Raw genomic sequence first — 16,905 nt, forward strand, 5'->3', positions numbered from 1 at the left:
TTTTTTCATAATCAGAGGGATTTTCATAACTATTTTCTTATCTGTTATTCTGGTTTCATAACCCCATTCTCATCAACATCATGTCCGTCAATTCTAGTGCCTGTCGCAAGGATACCATCGGCATAGAAATAATATTTCTTACCATTTGCATCCAGCCATCCGGTAAATGCTTTTCCATCCTTATAGTAGAGATACTGGCCGCCATCATTGCGTGCCCAGTTCTGTGCACTGGAAGGATCTATGGTGAGCTTTGCCAGACGATAAAGCATCATGCTGGCCTGAGCCCGGGTGACGTTGTTTTTTGGATTAAAGTTATTATTCTTTTCGCCCATTATCACGCCTGCCTGCTGCATGGAAGTAACCGCTTTTTTGTATACACTGTCAATACTTGCGTTATCATCATAGTTAATTGCATCTCTGGTAATGGATAACGGGCAACTCATGACCGCTTTCGTATAATTTTGTAAAATAAGAGCCATTTCTTCTCTTGTTACAGGCTGATCCGGTAAAAACCGGCTGTTTACAGAAGCCTTTATAATACCTTTTTTATTCGCCCAGTCTGCGTAAGAAGCTGCATTGCTGTCAGAACTTACATCTGTAAAACTGTTGGCCTGATAAAGCCCTGGATCGACATTTGCCAGCCTGCCAAGCGCTGTGGCAAGCATTCCCCGGGTAATGTTATCATCCGGTGAAAATGCGGTGTCAGAGGTACCGGTAATCAGCCCCCGTCCGTCAGCATAATCCATTGCTTCTTTTGCCCAGTGAGTGGAGATGTCAGTGAAACGATTGCCCTGGGTATAACCCACTCCGCCTGCCTGGAACTGATTGGAGGAAAAGATGATACTCTTTGTATTAACGTCATATGCAGAGTTTGTAATACGGGCTGCATTTCCCTGTTCGTCAACCGATACTGCGTAAAGATATCCTGATTCTTCTTTGTCCGGAGTGTATGGAATTGAGTAGATGGCACTTCCATTTCCAATTGATTTAATCTCCATATGATTGCCATCTTTGTTATATCCGGCTGTTACGCGGTATACTGGTCTGTTCATAATGATTGTCTGGGCATTGCCGGAACGTCTGGTCTCGGGAGCCATGGTAATGGTAACGTCTCCCGTACTCTGGACACGAAGATTTCTCAGTGCCTCCAAATCCAGATTTAAGGCTATCATACCGCTCTTTAACTCAAACTGTCTGATATATTTCTCAGTCAGGATCTTTAATATGTACTGTGGGATAACAAATCCAACAACCTTCTGATCTCCTAAATCTTTTACAGTCAGAGAAATACCGATGCCGTTTGCTGTCTTTCCTTTTGCTTTTGCTTCTTCCCAAGCTCTGGTTGCAGCATCTAAAACAGCTTTTTCTGTAATTGCTGCATAAGCTTCTCCATTCTCTGTATGGGTGACCGGAATATCTTCCCTTCCCATAACCGGCTGGCCTGGCCATCTGCTGCAGACTGCTTTTGATGTTTCTGAACTGCTGTCACTTCCTGCGTTTCCTCCTGTGCCGCTCTCAGTGTAACTGATTGCATAGGTTGAAAAGCTCTTTGTATAAATGGTAATTGTATCTGTTGCTGCTACAAAATATTCCCCGTTTTCATCCGGACTGCCGTTTTGAAGGGTCTGTGGGATTCCATTATGAACCCTGTGTACTTTTATCCCTGATTTTCCTCTCAGATTTTCAGGCATTGGAAATACAATTTCAATAATCTCCGGGAGATTTCCCAGCCTCTCGGGTGTACCTGGTATGTTGTTTTCTGTCCGTGTTTTAAATGCGGACAGATCCAGGTAGAGGCCTATGGTACTTCCACCGGCCATATTTAAGATCTTATCTGCATCATCTTTAATTTCTTCTTTTTGTTTTAGATCTGCCACCAGTTTGATTTCCATCTTGTTGCCGGAAATCTGTGCAAAATCCTTATCTTCCTGGGTAAATTGTTCCTCTAAATTACCCACTACAATATCAGGAGCTCCGGCCTTTACTTCGACAATGCTGTTGATCGTACCTGACGGCATTCTGATTGAATCACTTAGTACGCAATCTTCATTGTCAACCACAACCAGAACTGTCACAACTTTACCATCTTTCGTTACCTGCAGATTATAGGTACCGTTTGGTATACCGTTGATTGTAAAATTACCGGTTTCGTCCGTTGAAGTGATTCCTACCTGACGGTTTCCTTTTTTTAGTACAAGGAACGCACCTGGTACGGGATTGCCGTTTTCCTCAACTACTTTTCCAGAAACTTTATAAGTGCCTTCCACAACTGCTTTTGGTGTTACCGGAGCAGATGGGACGGACGCTGGTCCTGTTCCTGCAGTATTCACAGCAGAGACCGTAAAAGTATAAGAAATCCCATTTGTCAGTCCGGTTACTGTGATCGGGCTGGAAATTCCGCTAAATACCATGCTTCCCGGACTTACAGTTACAATGTAGGAAAGAATGGAGCTTCCACCGTTATTTGCTGGCGGACTAAAGCTTACAACCGCACTACGATCGCCGGCAACTGCTGTAACATTTTGCGGTGCTCCTGGTACAGTTACATTAGATGTCTTTGCGAGGGTCACTTCTTTTACGGAACTGTCATTTCCTGGTATATCTGCAGTTTTACTTACATAACCAGATGATGATACCGTCTGTGAACCTGCTGGAAGCCACAGAGATGCTGCACCATCGTCCTTTGTTACAGCTCTGTAAGTGTATCTACCAGGTGTTCCGTTTACTTCTGAGGAAATAACAGTCTCAGCTGCAGGACTGACTACCGCTTTCATACGGTATACGTTATCACCGCCCTCTGCATTCATAATTGTACGGGAAGCCCCGGCTTCCATTGAAATGAGATCAATATTTCCGGTAGAAATGTATATGTTTCTTCCCATTACAGAATCCCGGGTTGCGGATGCCCCCCGGCCGCCGCGAATATAGATATCTCCTGCATCTTTTGAAATGCTGACAGTTCCCCGGTCAGCATTTGATACTTCACTGCTTCCGTAAGCACGCAGTCCAACACCACCGACTCCGGTAGTTCCGTTACCACCCATGGCAGTAACATCAGCTCCATCACCAATGTTTATTAGTCCGGTATGTGTATAAACGGCGTGGGAACCGTTGATCTGACCATTGCCGCCTATGGCGGTTACTGAAGCCTGGGAGATGTTTATGTTACCCGAATAGCTGTACAATCCAAGAGAACTGTTTGTTTTACCGTTACCTGCAATGGCGTTTACGGTTCCTCCAGTAATATTCACATCTTTGTAATTGGTAGCAATTGCTGTTCCGGCATTGGAATCCTGACTGTCACCGCCCATTGCTGTTACAGTTCCCCCAGATATATTTACATTCTGCTCATAAGCATAAATTCCATATCCACCCAGAGCTTTTTTGCTGTAGCCGCCTTCTGCAGTTACAGTTCCTCCGGTGATGTCCAATTGGCTCATTGCATCAATTCCTCTTCCGGCAGGGGTGTTTTCCGAATCACCTCCGGTTGCGGTTACTGTGCCATCCTCAATAAGAATATTTCCGCCCTTAGAATGATTATTGGCAGGGTAGGAAACCTGAATACCATGCCCAGGAGTCCAGTTACTGGCTGCGGTTGAATCTCCTCCCGTTGCTGTAACCAACGATTTTCCAATCCGTATCGTTCCCCAGCCAACTCTGATGCCGGTTCCTCCGTTATGATTCTCACCAACTCCTCCTGTTGCATTAACCGTTACGCCTCCGTCAATGGTAAGCTTGGCACCGGAATTACTGGCATAGGTATAACCTTCCATATCAATTCCCTGACCTGCGGTAAGATTGCTGTCGGTAGTGCTGCCGCCGGTTACATTTAATGTACCACTACCAGTTATGGACAAATCCTGGTCGTGTATGGAGCGAATACCACTTCCCCAGCTGGAACCGGTTAAATTACAGGTTCCACTGACATTAATATTCATCTGATCCGTTTCGTCATCAGTTTTATTAAGAACCATTGCAGAGCTTTCCACTCCCGCTTTATCAGGCGCAGTAATCGTAAGGCCTATCAGATTCAGCGTAATATCATTATAAACTTCTATATAAGTCTTATCGCAGGAAATATCATTTCCATCAATTGTCACTGTGGACAAATCCTCAGAACGGACATCAATTCTGATAACAGCTGTCGGAGGTTTTAAAATACTAAGTGTTTCATTGGTTCCTGACAGTACAATGGTCTGATCTGAGCCGGTCCACATATAACTGTTCTCACCAATTTTATAATCAGGATCTGTTGGCATCACTCCAACTCCGGTTACCTCGCATAATGCGCTTATGGTATTGGAAAGGTAAGTCGTATTGATTGATTCTGTAGTCTGACCACTGGTTATTCCGCTTCCGCTCCACATGTAAGTATAGCTTGCTGCACCAATTCCTGATGCTGTAATGGTAACAGGGGTTCCTTTTATTACCTTCGACCCACTGGAAATGCTGATTCCTCCGGCAGTCGCACTAATCTTGCTTCCCGTGGCTGTTCCGGTATCAGATGATGAAAAATTGACTGAATAATAATCAATTTCCATTGGACTGCTTCCATTGCTTACAGCAAGAATCCGGTTGGTATCCATACCGTTAACATAAACACTGTAGCTGCCGTTTGGGGCAGTTGTTTTATAGACACCGGTTCCGGTATTTTCCACCTCAATAGTTGTTTTGAGGTTTCTTAACTCCACTGTTCCTTCCATATTGGAGGCAGCATTATCAATATAAGTTTTTATATCTACCGGGTATTTTGCTCCCGCAGGTGTAACCGTAAAACTTAATTCCGTACTCCCAAGTTTGGTAGTACCTTCTAATACTGTCACTGTAGCCGTATATGTACCAGTGATCAGCCCTGTTCTGGGAGCTACATTAAAATAATCCGATTGACCCGTACCAATGCTGGGAAGTGACGTTTTGGTAACACTATAGTCATTTTTGTTATTTCCGGTTAATACAACATCCAGAGTGCCAGTGGAAGCTTCCCCAATATTATTAATGCGTACCTGAAGTGGCGCAATAAAACTATAACCTTCATCTGCAGCATTAAATGCATATGTTTCTGGCGCCAGATACTCAATTTCAGGATCCACACCTGCCATCAGTGCCTGAGCCGGCGTTGCCTCTTCAAACTCAAAAGGCATTGCAGCTGGTTCTGTAATTGCTTCCGGTTCTGCAAGCTCTTCCGGTTCTGTGGTTGCTTCCTGTGTTTCCTGCGTTTCCTGCGGTTCTTCCGTCTCTGGCTCTTCTTCTGCCTCAGAAGGTGTTGCTGATTCATAATTCTCACTTTGTGTGGTAAAACTTTCCGATGTCTGGCCAGGATTCCCTTCCTCTGCCACTACCGATATCGGCGTCAGACCAACGACCATGCATATTATTAAAAATATGCTTACTATTCTCCTCATCATACGTACTCTCCCTAATTTTTTTACAGAGATATGGAGTATTATGTCTGGTCCTTCTCACTGGCTTCCCTGCGCTGAAACGTGATAGGATCGACTTAAAAGATTTACAGCATAATTCCTCCCTTTTGTTGTGTGGCCGCAATGTCTTTATTTATATCTCATAAATGATCTTAGCGCTCAACCCCTTTCAAAAATAGTTTAATCAAAAAAAATCAGCAATCCTGACTAAATCTTAGCCTAGTGGTCTCTGATAATTCAACACAAAAACAACAAATTCGACATTTTTTTGTAGTATATCACATGTTTTTGGAAAATAATAGATGTAAATTTTTATACTGCAGAATATTTTCGATAAACAGAATCGTTAAACAAAAATGTCACTGATTCAGTAACAAATCAGTGACATTTCAAGATGTTTTTTTAAGTTTTGAAACTATAATACCACTAAAGTACTTTGCTTAAGAATAGTTTCAGCCTGTCATTCTTTGGATTAGCAAAAAATTCTCCAGGTTCGTTCTCTTCCAGGAAGTAACCGCCGTCCATAAACATAACCCTGGTCGCCACCTCTCTGGCAAATCCCATCTCATGGGTAACAACTACCATGGTCATCTTTTCTTCCGCCAGTTCCCGCATAACGGTTAACACTTCTCCTACCATTTCCGGATCAAGTGCAGAAGTGGGTTCATCAAACAGCATCACATCCGGATTCATACACAAGGCACGTACAATGGCAATTCTCTGCTTTTGACCGCCGGAGAGCTGGTTGGGATAGGCATCCGCACGGTCTGCCAGACCTACCTTATGAAGAAGCTTTAAAGCCTGTTCTTTCGCTTCTTTCTCGCTTTTTCCCTGCAGCTTAACCGGTGCAATCGTTAAGTTCTTTAAAATTGTCATATGAGGGAATAAGTTAAACTGCTGGAATACCATTCCCATCTTCTGACGGTGCTTGTCAATATCGGTTTTCTTATCCACGATATCGGCGCCTTCAAATAGAATATGACCGCCGCTGGGCTCTTCCAGTCTGTTTAGGCAACGCAGGAATGTACTTTTTCCCGAACCGGAGGGTCCGATCACACACACCACATCACCTTTGTAAATATCAACGGAAATGTCTTTTAACACTTCCATATCGCCAAATTTTTTCCCAAGATTCTGTACCTGAATCAGAGGTTTTTCCATATTATTAGTGCTCACTTCTCTGCAGCCTCCTCTCCAGTACCTTTACCAGCTGTGAAAACATCATAACCATAACCAGATATATGACTGCCACTGCGATCAGAGGCATGAATGCAGAATAGGTGCGGCTCTTAATAATATCTCCGCCTTTCGTTAAATCCTGCAGTCCTATGTAACCTGCTACTGAGGTTTCCTTTAACAGCACGATAAACTCATTGGCCAGAGTCGGGACTACATTTTTAAACGCCTGGGGCATGATAATAAACCACATGGTCTGGGCATAGTTAAAGCCCAGACTCCTTCCTGCTTCAAACTGCCCCTTTTCAATGCTGCTGATACCACTTCGGAAGATTTCAGCCACGTAGGCACCGGAGTTGATTCCGAATGCGACTACCGCAGTAAATACCTGTCCCGGATCATGAAAGGAAAAGATCACAAAATACATGATCATGAGCTGAACTACTACCGGTGTTCCGCGGATTACTGTAAGATAAAGCCCGCAGATCCAGTTCAGTACCTTCAGCTTATGTGTATTTTCATAAGTAGACCGGATCACTGCAACTAAAAATCCCAGCAATATTCCGATTAAGACTGCAAAAAACGTGATTTTTAACGTATTCTGCAATCCGTCGGCAATGTATTTCCAACGGTTGTCTACGATAAAATTCTGATAGAAATCATCTCTTAGCTTTTCCCACATGGCACTCTTCCTTTATTCTTATTTTGCTGTGATGTATTTATCCACAATCTTCTGAAGTTCGCCGGAATCTTTTAATTCCTTGATTGCAGCATTCATCTTCTCTAACAGTTCTGTATTTCCTTTTTTAACAGCAATTGCATATTCTTCTTCTGTAAATGCTTCATCAAGAATCTTTAAGCCTGCATTTTCTTTTACAAATACTTTTGCTGGTTCACGGTCAATGACTACGGCATCAACTTTTCCCTGGGTAAGAGCCATAACAGCTTCCATTCCCTTGTTGAAACGCTGAATATTGCCATCCTTAATGTCTCCTGCATAAATATCTCCGGTTGTTCCGGTCTGAACGCCGATCTTCTTGCCGTCTAAATCAGCCGGTGCCTTAATCTCACTGCCATCTTTTACAATAATAACCTGAGCTGCCTGTGCATAGGTATCAGTAAAGTCCACATTCTTTTTACGATCTTCATTTACAGTCATACCAGCTGCGGTAAAATCTGCTTTGCCGGACTGAACAGCAGGGATCAGGGAATCAAATGCCATATCCTGAATCTCCAGTTCCATTCCCATCTTATCAGCAATGGCTTTAGCGATATCTGCATCAATACCTACGATATCATTGTTATCATGATATTCGTAAGGAGGGAACTCTGCATTGGTTACCATAACAAGCTTACCGCCTGCTGCTGAACTTTCTGCTCCTGCTTTTGTAGTTTCTCCTGCTGCTTTTGTTGTCTCAGCTCCTGCTTTTGTTGTCTCAGCTCCTGCTGCTTTTGTTGTCTCTGTTTTTGCTGTTCCGCCACATGCGGTTAATACTGCTGCCATACATAATGCTACTGCAACTGCAATTTTATTTTTCTTCATAATGATTCCTCCTCTTATACACAAATCTGCATAATTATAAAATAAGTATCAGTTATACATTATATAGCATTTTCGGAATTAATCAAGTACTTAGGAGGAAGATTGTTCAATTGCCTTGCATGTTTTTTTGCCATCCATTATAATATACCTGATTGATAATCAGGGAAGAAAGGGAACCGATATGAAGGATATCCTTATAAAAACGGCATGGCCTATGACACCGCCTGCCCCCTACTCGTTTTTTCACCTTTTTTTTGTCTCTGCAGGGCTCATTTTCGTAGTTTTTCTGTCCTATTACACCACAAGAAAAATAAAGAACAACCAGTTACCCGGACTTTTATTTCTCTGCGGCATTATACTTGCAGCCTCGGAATGCTATAAACAGTTATTCTTATATTATGTGGTGAATGACCAGACTTACAACTGGTGGTATTTTCCATTTCAGTTGTGCAGCCTGCCTATGTATTTCTGTCTGGTGCTGCCATTTGTACCTTCTGCGGGAAATAAGACGATACTCTATACTTTTATGCAGGATTTTAATCTCCTTGGCGGAATTATGGCACTGGCTGAACCGTCAGGATTATTTCATCCGTACTGGGTACTGACTATTCACGGACTGATCTGGCACCTGCTGCTGATTTATATCGGCCTGGTAATTGCCTTTTCCCGCTGTTCTGATACAACCTCGAGAGGATTTGTCCGGACACTGCCATTATTCTTTGTCTGTTGTATTGTAGCATCGGTCATTAACCGGACAGCAAAGCCTTTGGGGCAGGCGGATATGTTTTATATCTCACCTTATTATCCATCTGCACAGATTGTGTTTCATGAGATCGCCATAAAATATGGAATTTCCATCGGAAATGCTCTCTATCTGGCAGTTACCTGCCTGGGTGGATTTATTTTTCACTTTATATTTGGGAAATTTCATCTTTATTCATCCCGGCAGACTGTCTGACCAGGAGTAACATTAATTTAATCATTCATCAGGAGGAATGACACATGACAGAACCAATGACCGACAGAGCAAAGAAGGCTCTGGAAAAACACGCAGAGGGTTATAATTGTGCACAGGCTGTTTCCTGCGTATTCTGTGATAAAACCGGTGTGGATGAAGCAACCATGTTCCGTTTCACGGAAGGCATGGGGCTTGGAATGGGAGGAATGGAGGGGACATGCGGAGCCATCGGTGCTGCTGCCGTTTTGTCGGGTTTAAAAAACAGTACGGCTCAGCTTGATAAACCAGACTCCAAAAGAACTTCTTACGAAGCCTCCAAAGCATGTCTTCAAAGCTTTAAAGAACAGAATGGAAGTGTTGTATGTAAAGATTTAAAAGGGGTTGAAACCGGCAAAGTTCTTCGCCCCTGCAACGACTGCATCGCTGATGCGGTTATGATAATCGAACGGACATTATTTAAAGAAGAATCGGAACGTTAATCCGATTCTTCTATTCTTTTATTACTGCTGTTATAATAGAGGAGGCCTTTGCCGTATATTTTACCAGCTTTCCGGATATTCGAAGCACATAGGGCAGATCACTGCCGCTTCTGTTCAGAATGATCACTGCAATGGAATGATCCGGATTTTTCCAGGCCGTTACATCAAGGAAAGACGTATAACAGGTAGCTGCAATTCTCACTGCACCTGGCTGAATAAAATGGGTAAAATGCCAGTAATACCGGAGTACGAACCTCTCTTCCAGTTTTTTTGTCTCTTCATAATAAAGGAATGGTGCGTCACAGTAATTTCCGGTATGATTCGGTCCTCCTTTTTCGTCAAGCAGGACATTCCAGTCGTAAAATCCGCTCATACCGTGATTTAAATTGCCAATCATATCATGGGCCAGCCTCCCGGCATTAACGGACTGATCTTCTTTTCCAAATTTAGAGAACTCCAGACAGCTTTCGGATAAGATCAGCTTTTTATCCGGGTATTTCTCATGAATCAGTGACAGGGCATCAAAATGATCTCCGCTGTACCAGTGAAACGCCACGCCTGCAACCAGTTCTTCCGTCTTGTCACTCATCACTTCACAGGCTCGTTCAAATGCCCGTTCTTTATTGTGATCCCATATAAACAATTCTATATGGCTTAAATTGTTTTTCTCCATCTCCGGCACCAGGAAATCTCTGATAAAATCTCGTTCCTCGCCGGCAGAGTAAACACAGGAATCCCATGGCTGTACTGCTTTGGGTTCATTTTGTATGGAAAGCCTCTGAATGTGATAGCCTCTGTCCGTATATTCTTTCATATAACGGCATAAATATCTGGCCCACCGGCTGTGATACTTTTTTCTCAGGGCTCCGCCTTCTTTCCGGTTTAAATTGGTTTTCATATAGGCGGGAGGAGACCACGGGGAAAGCATAATCGGCAGTTTTCGTTTGCAGTATGCCTCTGCCCGGTCCAAAAGAGGCAGAATGTACTGCTCTACATCCTGAAAACTGAAATGTTCAAAACCCTCATCTTCTTCCATATCATCTGCTGCGTACATATGAGTGGAAAAATCACAGCTGTCCACAGGAATCCGGACCATTTGGTAATTCATCTGCTCCGGTGAAAAATACTTCCGGATCAGTTCATCCTGCTGCTCTTTGCTCATTTTTGCAAATACAGATCCTGCTGCATCGGTAAACGCGCCTCCAAATCCTTCCAAGGTCTGATAACCCATGTGAGGATAAAGATTAATCACCTCATTTTCCGTTCCATCATCAGGAAGAAATTCCCCATCCATTTCTTCCTGCAAAAGCATTGTATCTCCAAATGTCAGATACTGATGTATATTCAACGCCATACCTCCTTCTCTTATCCTTTAACCGCTCCAAGTGCTACCCCTTTTGTAATGTGCTTATTTAAAATAATATAAATAATTAATGCCGGTGCTGCTGACAAAGCCATTACCGCAAACTGAACTGCGTAATTGGAAGAATACTGCCCTGTAAATTCCAGAATAGCAAAGGGAAGGGTCTTCCATTTCTTACTGCTTAAATAGGTAATTGCCAGCATGAATTCATTCCAGTTATTTAAATAGGTCATAATTGAAACTGTAACGATTGAGGATTTCATAAGTGGAAAAATAATGATGGTCAGGATGCGGTAAATTCCACATCCGTCGATTAAAGCAGCCTCTTCCAGCTCCTTGGGAATGGAACTCATGAAACTGGTCGTGAGGAAAAAGCCCTGGGGCAGGGAAAATGCCACGTATGGAATGAGCAATGCCCATATGGTATCTGTAATCCCCAGCTTGTCATAAATTACGTAATTGGGAAGCAGGGTTGCATGAACCGGAATCATCATACCCATAACCATTAAAATGGAGGCTGCGTGCTTTAATTTCCACTCCATTCTGCTGCAGGCAAATGCCGCCATAATGGAGATTACCAGCACCAGTACCACTGCCAGTGTATTGATTAACAGGCTGTTTTTCAAATAGTGGAGAAAATTTCCGTTTGTAAAAGCGAGAACATAATTCACCCACTGAATTTTTTTCGGCCATACCAGAATCCCATTTGTAAACAGTTCATTGCTGTTGCAAAGAGAAAAATCAATCAGCCAGATTAACGGAAACATCTGGATTCCGGCTATGATCGTCATAACCGTAATAGTCAGCACTCTTCCCGAATTATTTCTGATTGTTGCTATCGCTGATTTATCCATATGCCTATTCCCCTCTTTCTGCAAATATGCGGTTAAGTGCAACAGTGGATATCAGACAGATCACAATAAACATTACACTGATGGAATTACCATAACCGTATTTATAGGACTGAAACGCCTGTTTGTATAAGTAACTTGCCATAAACTGGGTCTCATTGCCGGGACCTCCTGCCGTGAGTAAATATACGGTCTCCATTTGTTTTAATGCTGCGATTACCGCCATGGTCACATTCACCTGAATGACCGGTTTCATTAAGGGCAGAGTGATATAAAAGAAAATATTCCTTCCATTTGCCCCGTCAATGGAGGCTGCTTCATACATAACGGGATCTATATTTTTTACACCTGTATAATAAATCAGCATTCCCCAGCCAAATCCGTGCCAGATTAAAACCACCAGAACTGACCAGATTGCATTGCCGGAGCCTAAGAGATTAAGCTGCCCTGTAAACCCTAAGCTCTTTAACACCTTTGCCACCAGACCGAAGTTAGGATTATAGATGAATTTCCACAGGTAGGCAATGACCGCAACAGAAATTACATTTGGGATAAAGAAAATACAGCGAAACAGTCCCTCAGCCTTTCCCTGGAGCTGGTCTAACTTAATGGCGGTCAGCATGGCAAGAGGATGCTGGATACAGATGAAGCCAATAGCCAAAAACAGGGAATTGCGAAGTGCTGTCCAGAATACGGAGTCCTGAAACAGAGTTTTGTAGTTATCAAGTCCGATAAAGCTGCTTTTTCCGATTCCTGAGTAGTCGGTAAAACCATAATACACACTTAAAAGAATGGGCGCCAGAATGGCAGCTGCAAATACAAAGAGCCCGGGAGCCATCAAAGTAAAGATGACTTTCTTGTTGCTGTATAATTTATGCATATTTTTTCCTCACTTTTTGTAAGACAAAGGGAGCTGTTGCTGCAGCCCCCTTATGTGAAAACCGAAGTTCTATTTCTTCATTGCACCTGCCAGTTTATCCGTAAAATCCTTTGCTGTAAGCTGACCAATGGCAAATTCAACAGAGGCATCCTCACTGACTGTTTTAAACTGGTTGGTTCCCAGATCGTTAAATGTTACTCCGGAAATACTTGTTGCATGATTTACCTTATCTACAAACTCCAGCTGCAGTGCAGTTTCTTTGCCTGTTAAATACTGTGAGAAATTCTGGGCTGACATACATACTCCCTTTTCCCAGCAAAGTTTGGACCAGTTTTCAGGCTGATACATATAATTTAACAGCTTGATGGCTTCCGCTTTTACCTTGGAGTTGGCTGTTACTGCATGACCGCCGCCATTCCATGCCGTAAGATCGGTCTTTGTGCCTTTTCCACCTTCTACTGCCGGCATATTGAATACGCCGATGTTATTTCTGATCTCTTCCGGAATATTTTCATTGGTTGCCATGGACATTTCCCAGCTTCCCATATAATACATGGCAGCCTGGCCATTGGTGAATAAATTCATGCTGGTGGCATAATCAGTTGTCTCAAATCCGGTCTGAAAAATGCCTGCATCAATGGATTTTTTCAGCTGATCCAGAGATTTTGTCCATGCTTCATTGGAATAATCACCTGTCTTTACTGCTTCTCTGATTTCCTTGGAAGAGGAGCTGCCGTTATACTGCTGATACAATGCGTTGATATAGATAGAAAGTGGCCATTTATCGGAACCATCCATGGATACAGGAATTACGCCTGCTGCCTTGAATGTATTAACAGCTGCCAGTAAATCATCATAGGTCTCAGGAACCTTTACTCCATATTTTTCAAACATGGACTTGTTGTAATAAAATGCCATTACGTCGGTATTTCTTGCAAGTCCATATAATTTTCCATCCTTGCTGAATCCGTCCAAAGCACCCTGGATAAATCCATAATCCTTATAATCTGCAGGATTTAATTCTGCCAGAAGCCCGGCATCAATTACTTCATCAAGAAATGACGGCTGCCCCCATGCATTTACTAAATCCGGCATATCTGAGCCTGATGCATACGCTTTGAATTTGGTTTTATAGCTTTCGTCATCCAGTGCTTCCACCTGGATTTTTACATTTGGATTCTTCTCCATGTACTGGTCAAACAGCGTCTGCTCGATGAGACCCTGGCCGCTGGTACGGTCTGGTAAGTTGGAGAATACCTTGATTACCACATCCCCGCCTGCTGCATCCTGACTGCTTTCCTTACCGGTTTCCTTACTGCTCTCCTGACCTGCCTTGGTGTCCTCCGTTTTTGTTTTACCGCTGCCGCAGCCAGCTAAAGCAATGGCCGCTGCCGCCGCACATAACAACATTCCGATTTGTCTTTTTTTCATAGCCCTCTCCAATCTGCCGTCATAAAACGGCAAAATACCTTTATAGTTGCCAATATTACTTATCATTCCCCATCAGCGCTGATTTCTGTTTATTATAGCAATTTATGCTTACGTTTTATACATACTAATTTAATGAAAATGTTTAAAAAATTAATCATTTTGATTAAAAAAAGTCCGGGAGGCATTTTTCATGCCCACCGAACTTAATTAATCTTTACTTGATTTCATTTTGCTCATTTAAAACAGCCGGAATGTGTATGGTCATTCTGGTTCCGGCTCCCAATACACTTTGTATCAGAAGACCATAATCCTGACCGTAAATCATCTGGATTCTGCGATTGACATTGACAACTCCAATGGAAGTATGACCTCTCTTATTCATGGAGTAATCCTCGGACAGGATTTGGGAAATGACTTCTTCCGTCATGCCTACACCGTCGTCTCCCACCTGGATATACAAATCGTCACCCTCCAGCCAGGCTGCAATCACAATATGTCCTTTGTCCAGCTTTTCCTCAATTCCATGTACGATGGCATTTTCCAGAATGGGCTGTATTAAAAGGCGGGGGATATAAAGATCCATCAGGCTTTCATCAATTTTAATGACTGCCTCCATCTTATCCTGGTAACGGTAATTCTGAATCGCCAGATAGTCCTCTAAATTCTTAACCTCTTCCCGAATGCGGACAAATGACTTCTTTTCCAGAGAATAACGCATCATATTACCCAGGGCCGCCACCATATCCCCGATATCATCTGCGTGACGGATTCGCGCCATCCAGTTAATAGTGTCCAGGGTATTATAGAGAAAATGAGGATTAATCTGCATCTGCAGAGATTTCATCTGGGCTTCCTGTTTCATTACCTTCTGCTCATAGACCGTACTGACCAGACTGTTCATATCGTTTACCATCTGATTAAAGGTGTGGCTCAGCCGTCCGATCTCATCTTCGGAATTAACTTCGCAGTTTATATTGAAATCTCCCTGACCGAAATTCTCCATGGCCTTTGTCAGCTCCCGAAGAGGTTTTGTCATATTCCTGGATACCAGGGCAGAGATGAGGGCTGCCAAACAAGCCGTTATGACGGTGACCAGTATAACGATGTTCTTTAGTTTTGTCACATCCCGCAGGTAATAATCTCTTGGTATGGCAAGCATCATGTGCCAGCCATTTGAGATGGGGGCACTGTTGTAAATGCTGTAATTCTGATCTCCGATTTTTACATCCCGGTAGAATGCTTCCTTCTTCCCAAAGCAGTTAATATAAGGTTCTTTCAACACTTCTCCAGAAAGCTCCTTGGAACTGGCTGCCAGAATGCGCCCTTCCTCATTGACGAGAAAAACACTGCCTTCCTGGGACAGATCGATATCAGAAATAATATCATATAAACTTTTCTCATTTACATCCAGGGCAACATATCCAAGGGACTTTTTAGAAGGAAATCCGTACAGCTTTTTCATCAGCACAATATGGCCGTTTTTTACTTCCCAGTACTGATTTTCAACCCGGATATATTCCCTGATATCCAGGGGAGTCCCACTGCGTATTTTCGTATAGGTATACTCTCTGTCTGAGTCAGACCGGATGCTGATTGCGTTAATCTCCTGCCGCAGCAGGGCATAGGAAGAAAGGATTTCCCGGATATTGCTGTGGAGACGGTAATAAGCCAGTCTGTCGTCTGCCAGCTCCTGCTCTGACTTTAAAGAACTTTGTATGGTATCATTTCCATTGATATAAAAAGCAACATTTTCAATAGCAGTCACTGTGCTTTCAATTTTTGAAAGTGTGACTGATGCAAGATTCTTTAAGTAATCATTGGTTTTATCCGCCAGAATTCTTCTTGCATAGGAAAACTCCATAAACGAGAGAAAAATGACAGGAACGAGAATCAGAGTAAGAAAAAGAAACATCAGCTTGCTGTGGAAATTTTGTCTGCGATACCATCGTTTCATAACTGGGCTGTCTCCGTAAATTTCTGAAAGGGATTGACTGCATGGCTTCCTGATTTTCGGTATTCATACGGTGTCATGCCGTAGTTCTTCTTGAATATCTGTCCGAAATACCGTTCGTCTGAGATACCGATTTTACTGCAGATCTCTCCGTTTTTCAGCTTGGTTTCTGTAAGATATTTTGCGGCATAATACATCCTTACGGAAGTGAGAATCTCAAGAAATGTATATCCTGTTTCTTTTTTTATATAATGGCTCATATAAACAGTGGTAAAGTGAAATTCTTCGGAAAGAACGGATAAGCTTAACTCTCTGTCATAATTTTCATAGATATATTTTATGATTTTCCCGATTCGCTCTTCTTCTGCTTCCAGAATCTCTTCTGAAGGCTTCACAAGAGCAGAATATCCCTGAATTTTTGATTCCAGCTCCTCCAGCTTTATTTTCGTCTTTTTTTCCTGATTAAATTTCTCACATGCATTCTTCACACATGCCATGATTTCGTCTGGTGTGGATGGCTTTAAGATATAGTCAGATACCCCAAGTGAAATGGCTTCCCTTGCGTATTCGAATTCACCGTATCCCGTTAAAAGAATGACTTTTGCATCCGGATAATTCTGCAGGGTACGTTTTGCCAGCTCGATTCCGGATAACCCGGGCATCCGGATGTCAGTAAGTAAAATATCGATCTCCTGACTGTCGATCCGCTCTTCCGCCTCAATGCCGTCTTTTAAAATCCCCACAACCTCAATCTCATTTTCCTTCCAGGGCAGCATACCAAGTCCCTGTCTGATAATGGCTTCATCGTCAACAATCAATAATCGGTACATTGCAATCCCCCATTGCCTGTAGT

At 42.8% G+C, this 16,905-nt stretch carries 12 protein-coding genes; 2 read left to right on the forward strand and 10 right to left on the reverse strand.

Features of this window, described 5'->3' with window-relative positions; translation table 11 throughout:
* Positions 1 to 44 precede the first annotated feature (44 nt).
* The 4 genes from ABS301_RS03725 to ABS301_RS03740 form a co-directional block, all read right to left on the reverse strand.
* Positions 45 to 5,405: an S-layer homology domain-containing protein gene (locus ABS301_RS03725; protein ID WP_349670943.1), complete on the reverse strand. Its 5,361-nt coding sequence runs from the start codon at positions 5,403 to 5,405 to the stop codon at positions 45 to 47.
* Between the two features lie 441 nt (positions 5,406 to 5,846).
* The gene (locus tag ABS301_RS03730) at positions 5,847 to 6,581 is read right to left on the reverse strand and encodes an amino acid ABC transporter ATP-binding protein (RefSeq protein ID WP_104435646.1); all 735 of its coding nucleotides are present in this window, start codon (positions 6,579 to 6,581) and stop codon (positions 5,847 to 5,849) included.
* A 4-nt stretch (positions 6,582 to 6,585) separates the two neighbouring features.
* Positions 6,586 to 7,278 carry an amino acid ABC transporter permease gene (locus tag ABS301_RS03735; protein WP_349670944.1) on the reverse strand — a complete coding sequence of 231 codons (693 nt, stop codon included), beginning with the start codon at positions 7,276 to 7,278 and terminating at the stop codon, positions 6,586 to 6,588.
* 18 nt (positions 7,279 to 7,296) lie between these two features.
* Positions 7,297 to 8,139, reverse strand: coding sequence for a basic amino acid ABC transporter substrate-binding protein (locus tag ABS301_RS03740; protein ID WP_104435225.1), 843 nt, complete (start codon positions 8,137 to 8,139; stop codon positions 7,297 to 7,299).
* 181 nt (positions 8,140 to 8,320) lie between these two features.
* Here ABS301_RS03740 and ABS301_RS03745 point away from each other — a divergent pair, with 181 nt between their 5' ends.
* A complete protein-coding gene (locus tag ABS301_RS03745; RefSeq protein ID WP_349670945.1) occupies positions 8,321 to 9,097 on the forward strand; it encodes a TMEM164 family acyltransferase in 777 nt (258 codons plus the stop codon).
* Between the two features lie 44 nt (positions 9,098 to 9,141).
* The gene (locus ABS301_RS03750) at positions 9,142 to 9,576 is read left to right on the forward strand and encodes a C-GCAxxG-C-C family protein (protein WP_349670946.1); all 435 of its coding nucleotides are present in this window, start codon (positions 9,142 to 9,144) and stop codon (positions 9,574 to 9,576) included.
* A 10-nt stretch (positions 9,577 to 9,586) separates the two neighbouring features.
* Here ABS301_RS03750 and ABS301_RS03755 read toward each other — a convergent pair whose 3' ends face one another.
* The 6 genes from ABS301_RS03755 to ABS301_RS03780 all read right to left on the reverse strand — a co-directional run bounded on the left by ABS301_RS03755 (position 9,587) and on the right by ABS301_RS03780 (position 16,882).
* On the reverse strand, positions 9,587 to 10,924 hold the full coding sequence (locus ABS301_RS03755) for a glycoside hydrolase family 30 protein (RefSeq protein WP_349670947.1): 1,338 nt from the start codon (positions 10,922 to 10,924) through the stop codon (positions 9,587 to 9,589).
* A gap of 17 nt (positions 10,925 to 10,941) precedes the next feature.
* Positions 10,942 to 11,730, reverse strand: a complete 789-nt coding sequence (locus ABS301_RS03760) for a carbohydrate ABC transporter permease (protein ID WP_502877945.1) — start codon at positions 11,728 to 11,730, stop codon at positions 10,942 to 10,944.
* Positions 11,731 to 11,797: 67 nt separating this feature from the next.
* Complete coding sequence (locus ABS301_RS03765; protein WP_349670949.1) at positions 11,798 to 12,670, reverse strand: carbohydrate ABC transporter permease; 873 nt, start codon at positions 12,668 to 12,670, stop codon at positions 11,798 to 11,800.
* A 69-nt stretch (positions 12,671 to 12,739) separates the two neighbouring features.
* Positions 12,740 to 14,101, reverse strand: a complete 1,362-nt coding sequence (locus ABS301_RS03770) for an ABC transporter substrate-binding protein (protein ID WP_349670950.1) — start codon at positions 14,099 to 14,101, stop codon at positions 12,740 to 12,742.
* 214 nt (positions 14,102 to 14,315) lie between these two features.
* The gene (locus tag ABS301_RS03775) at positions 14,316 to 16,055 is read right to left on the reverse strand and encodes a cache domain-containing sensor histidine kinase (protein ID WP_349670951.1); all 1,740 of its coding nucleotides are present in this window, start codon (positions 16,053 to 16,055) and stop codon (positions 14,316 to 14,318) included.
* Complete coding sequence (locus tag ABS301_RS03780) at positions 16,052 to 16,882, reverse strand: response regulator transcription factor (protein WP_349670952.1); 831 nt, start codon at positions 16,880 to 16,882, stop codon at positions 16,052 to 16,054. The genes ABS301_RS03775 and ABS301_RS03780 overlap by 4 nt, the downstream gene beginning before the upstream one ends.
* Positions 16,883 to 16,905: the final 23 nt, after the last annotated feature.

The sequence above is a fragment of the Lacrimispora sp. genome (genome assembly GCF_031982545.1).
In the GTDB taxonomy this organism is placed as follows: Bacteria; Bacillota; Clostridia; order Lachnospirales; family Lachnospiraceae; genus Lacrimispora.

Coding starts and splice junctions, on each gene's coding strand:
- ABS301_RS03725 (WP_349670943.1), bottom strand. CDS start 5,405: ATGATGAGGAGAATAGTAAGCATATTTTTAATAATATGCATGGTCGTT.
- ABS301_RS03730 (WP_104435646.1), bottom strand. CDS start 6,581: ATGGAAAAACCTCTGATTCAGGTACAGAATCTTGGGAAAAAATTTGGC.
- ABS301_RS03735 (WP_349670944.1), bottom strand. CDS start 7,278: ATGTGGGAAAAGCTAAGAGATGATTTCTATCAGAATTTTATCGTAGAC.
- ABS301_RS03740 (WP_104435225.1), bottom strand. CDS start 8,139: ATGAAGAAAAATAAAATTGCAGTTGCAGTAGCATTATGTATGGCAGCA.
- ABS301_RS03745 (WP_349670945.1), top strand. CDS start 8,321: ATGAAGGATATCCTTATAAAAACGGCATGGCCTATGACACCGCCTGCC.
- ABS301_RS03750 (WP_349670946.1), top strand. CDS start 9,142: ATGACAGAACCAATGACCGACAGAGCAAAGAAGGCTCTGGAAAAACAC.
- ABS301_RS03760 (WP_502877945.1), bottom strand. CDS start 11,730: ATGACGATCATAGCCGGAATCCAGATGTTTCCGTTAATCTGGCTGATT.
- ABS301_RS03765 (WP_349670949.1), bottom strand. CDS start 12,670: ATGCATAAATTATACAGCAACAAGAAAGTCATCTTTACTTTGATGGCT.
- ABS301_RS03770 (WP_349670950.1), bottom strand. CDS start 14,101: ATGAAAAAAAGACAAATCGGAATGTTGTTATGTGCGGCGGCAGCGGCC.
- ABS301_RS03775 (WP_349670951.1), bottom strand. CDS start 16,055: ATGAAACGATGGTATCGCAGACAAAATTTCCACAGCAAGCTGATGTTT.
- ABS301_RS03780 (WP_349670952.1), bottom strand. CDS start 16,882: ATGTACCGATTATTGATTGTTGACGATGAAGCCATTATCAGACAGGGA.